Below are 3,786 nucleotides of genomic sequence, written 5' to 3' on the forward strand. Positions count from 1 at the left end.
AAAATGTACCCAGTAGCCTCTTTTCAATTTTTTCTGAGAAGCGACCTGCAGTAAGGGTTTCGTTGATTTGTTAGTATTTCTGTATGGGGGAAGTCCAGTTATTCGGACTGACCAGACATTTTTCCCTACTTTCTTGAAATGTAATGATCGATGGAAAACATTACTAATCCAGAGACGATAGGCTTTTTTTGCCTGTTGCTTAATGTAGGGAGATAAGTTGGCATAACATGGCCAAAAATCAGGAGTTGTTAAGGATTTCATCTAAAGGCTTAACTTGATTGTTACTGATATCATTGTTGACTTTTTGTAATAGTCGATCGAGTTTCCCTGATTCGAGATCGTTTTTTATCTGTTTGTCCCAACTATCATCAAGATAGTCTTGTAACCAAGCTGATAATTGATGGATTTCTTCGTCAGGCAACTGGAGAATCGCGGATTCAATATCTTTGAGTGTAGTCATGATTGTTTGGTTGATTGAAGGGGATTGTATTATTTTATATTGTTGTATTATCGGATGGGTTAATAACCCATCCTACGGGAGCGACTCTAAGTTTTCCCGAATCTTAACAGTAGTAGGATGATTCTCCCCTAAAGCTTGCTCCGCAATTGTTAAAGCTTGTAAATAGAGAGGTTCTGCTTCTTCGTACTTTCCTTGGGAATTGTACAATCTTGCTAAATTGTTGAGGGATCGTGCCACATCGGGATGATTGTCTCCCAAGAGTCGTTTTCTCAAATCTAATGCTTGTAGATAGAGAGGTTCCGCTTCTGAGTACCTGCCTTGGGAACGGTACAATGCTGCTAAATTGTTGAGGGATCGTGCAACATCGGGATGATTCTCCCCTAATAGTTGTTTCCTTAATTCTAAAGCTTGTAAATAGATGGGTTCAGCTTCTTCGTGCCTTCCTTGTGATTCGTACAATCCTGCTAAATTGTTGAAGGAAGAAGCTACAAGGGGATGATTGCTACCGAATAGTCGTTTTCTTAATTCTAAAGCTTGTAAATAAAGGGGTTCTGCTTCTGCGTACTTTCCTTGGGAACGGTAAAATCCTGCTAAATTGTTGAGAGAAGAAGCTACAAGCGGATGATTGCTCCCGAATAGTCGTTTCCTTAATTCTACTGCTCGTAAATAAAGGGGTTCTACTTCTTCGTACCTTCCCTGGGAATAGTACAAGTTCGCTAAATTGTTGAGAGAAGAAGCTAAAAGGGGACGATTGTCACCTAATAGTCGTTGACTCAATTCTAATGCTTGTAAATATAGAAGTTCTGCTTCTTTGTACTTTCCTTGGGATTTGTACAATCCCGCTAAACCACTGAGGGATCGTGCAACATCGGGATGATTCTCCCCTAATAGTCGTTTAAACAATTCTAAAGCTTGTAAAAAGAGGGGTTCTGCTTCTAAGTATCTTCCTTGAGAATAGTACAATAATGCTAAATTGTTAAGGGAATATGCTACATTTGGATGATTCTCTCCTAATAGTCGTTTTCTCAATTTTAATGCTTGTAAATAAGGGGGTTCTGCTTCTTCATATCTTCCTTGATAATAGTACAATAATGCTAAATTGTTGAGGGAAGTTGCCACATCGGGATGTTCTTCTCCCAAGCGGTGGCGAGTTACTTCTAGACATTGCTTATACCAAGGTTCAGCTAAATCGTAGAATCCTTGTCCCTCATAAAATCGTCCCAATCCTTCAAAAGACGGAATTAAATCCTCATCCTCCAGCCATTTTTCCAACGCTGTCGCTGACTCCGCAATATGGGGAATAGATAGGGCAACGGCTTCTATTTGCTCCTTGGTGGGAGTCTCAGGAATAGTCTTTGCCTCCTCAACCATACCTCGACAAAAGGAGCGTTTCAACTCATCCCCATCCTCTCGCAGTGCCAACTTAGCTTGAAAAAACTGTCGCACCAACGGATGAAACTGATAAACTTCTCCCTCTACCGCTTGCAACAGATGAAGGTTAAGTAATTCGTCCTCTCTAATATCTTCCAACTCCTCCTCATCCTCAGCAGACAAACACCGCTCTATCACCAACCGCCAAGGAATAGGAGCCAAAGCAAAGAGACTGAGAAAACAGCCTAAATCCCGCGCTGGTTGATTTAACGCCTCCCAACTCACCTCAAAAGCAGCCTCTACCCCTCTTTGCGCCGTCATATCTCCCGAAGGATTCTGCAAAGCAGACAACTGTAAACCCTTATCTATCAACTGCTGCTGCATCCTCGCCAATGTCCAATTAGTACGCCGCTTAAGGAAACGCCCCACCAATTCCAACCCTAAAGGCAAATACCCCAGCCACGCACATAACCCCTTCCCTACCTCTAATTCAGCTTGCAGACGCGACGCACCAATCAGAGATTCCAGTAAAGCAAGGGCGGCTGATTCGCTTAAAACGGGTAAGCGCAACTGCTCAAAAGATGCTGCCAGCCAATGTTGCCGAGTCGTAATCAATACCTTAAAACGTTGTTCTTGGGGAGGCAAATAATCTTGGATTTCCCCATACTGATGCACATCATCTAAAATTAGCAGTACATCCCCCGGCGGTTGCCATCTCGCCCAACAATAATCTAATTGCCCCCGCAAATTCAAATCTTCCGGGGGAAACAAGCCCAACAGCGACTTAGCAAAATTTAATAGTTGTACCCCCACCGTTTCCGCTTGCACCCCTATCCAACAAATACCGCCGGGATAAGTCGATTTTCTCTTATGATATAGCGCATACTGGAGTGCTAATTCTGTTTTACCGACTCCTGCCATTCCCGTAACGACGGCGGTAATCGCAATTCTTTCTTGTTGCTGTAACTGGTGGTGCAGTTGTACCATTGCATCTTCACGCCCCACAAAATTAACCGCCCCAGTACGCGCCTTGGCTAAATTATGGGGAACTTCTGCCCCCGGATAATCCACTCGCTGCGGCGTAATACGTTCAGCAGGGGGAAGACTGACTCCCGGAAAGCCCGGTGCTTGCGTCGGTTTTGCCCTCTCCTGCAATGCGGCTAAAACGACATCCTTCGCCTCAGCTTCCGAAAGATTAACCACGTCTGCATAAACAATCTGTTGCCACAGCCCCTTAATTTCGCATTCTGAGACACGAATGGGGATTAAAGTTCTTTTTTGACCTGTGGGATCTTGAGCGAAAGCTGCCGCCCATTCTGGATGGGTATAGAGCGCATTTAAGTAGTTACTGGAGAGAACAGCGAGCGTTTTTTCAGCTTGAACAGTCGCATTCTGCATTTCTAAAACAAAATTACTGCCGGGGCGAAAATCCCAAGCTTGAATAATGACAGAATAACCCGCTTCTTCGAGTATCCACGCAATCCATTCTGCCCACTGCTTATCACGCCCATTATAGCTGACAAAAAATTGCTTCTTCATCTGTTCTATCATTGATACATCTCTCCTAGCGAGGGGATGGAACGAACCACAAAGACACAGAGGACACAAAGATCGATCATAATGTAAGTTAAACTGATCACACAGAACCTATAAGATTTCGAGAAAAAGCTAAACCTACCAAACCCGAGGCGTAAACTCCGCATCATTTAAAATTATTACATTTTCCCCTGACTGCACCAACACAAACAAACCCTGACGACAAGCGTAACTCGCCACCTCATTGGGAACCACCATCGCTGCCACCGCTCCCAAAGCCTTTACATCTCGAAAACGAGGCATTAGACCTCTTGCATAAATCCGAAAACAAACGATAGAAACAATAATGGGAGGGACTTTCAGTTAATTATTTATTAGTAGTTGATAATCTTCAAAAATGTTGCTGTACAAGGATCGAC

The 3,786-nt window shown here is 43.5% G+C and carries 2 protein-coding genes and 2 pseudogenes; all 4 read right to left on the reverse strand.

What is annotated here, in order from left to right:
- Positions 1 to 261, reverse strand: a pseudogene (locus IM477_RS11755) (hypothetical protein); the annotation flags it as partial.
- The gene (locus IM477_RS11760) at positions 239 to 460 is read right to left on the reverse strand and encodes a hypothetical protein (RefSeq protein ID WP_002736659.1); all 222 of its coding nucleotides are present in this window, start codon (positions 458 to 460) and stop codon (positions 239 to 241) included. The gene IM477_RS11760 and the pseudogene IM477_RS11755, both read right to left, overlap by 23 nt.
- A 72-nt stretch (positions 461 to 532) precedes the next feature.
- Positions 533 to 3,370: a tetratricopeptide repeat protein gene (locus tag IM477_RS11765; protein ID WP_287731836.1), complete on the reverse strand. Its 2,838-nt coding sequence runs from the start codon at positions 3,368 to 3,370 to the stop codon at positions 533 to 535.
- A gap of 135 nt (positions 3,371 to 3,505) precedes the next feature.
- Positions 3,506 to 3,673 (reverse strand): annotated as a pseudogene (locus IM477_RS11770) (DUF3782 domain-containing protein); the annotation flags it as partial.
- Positions 3,674 to 3,786 lie beyond the last annotated feature (113 nt).

This window comes from Microcystis sp. M090S1, assembly GCF_020246295.1.
Lineage (GTDB): Bacteria > Cyanobacteriota > Cyanobacteriia > Cyanobacteriales > Microcystaceae > Microcystis > Microcystis aeruginosa.

Bases quoted from the DNA above. Each gene is read 5' to 3' on its own strand.
- IM477_RS11760 (WP_002736659.1), bottom strand. From the start codon at position 460: ATGACTACACTCAAAGATATTGAATCCGCGATTCTCCAGTTGCCTGAC.
- IM477_RS11765 (WP_287731836.1), bottom strand. From the start codon at position 3,370: ATGAAGAAGCAATTTTTTGTCAGCTATAATGGGCGTGATAAGCAGTGG.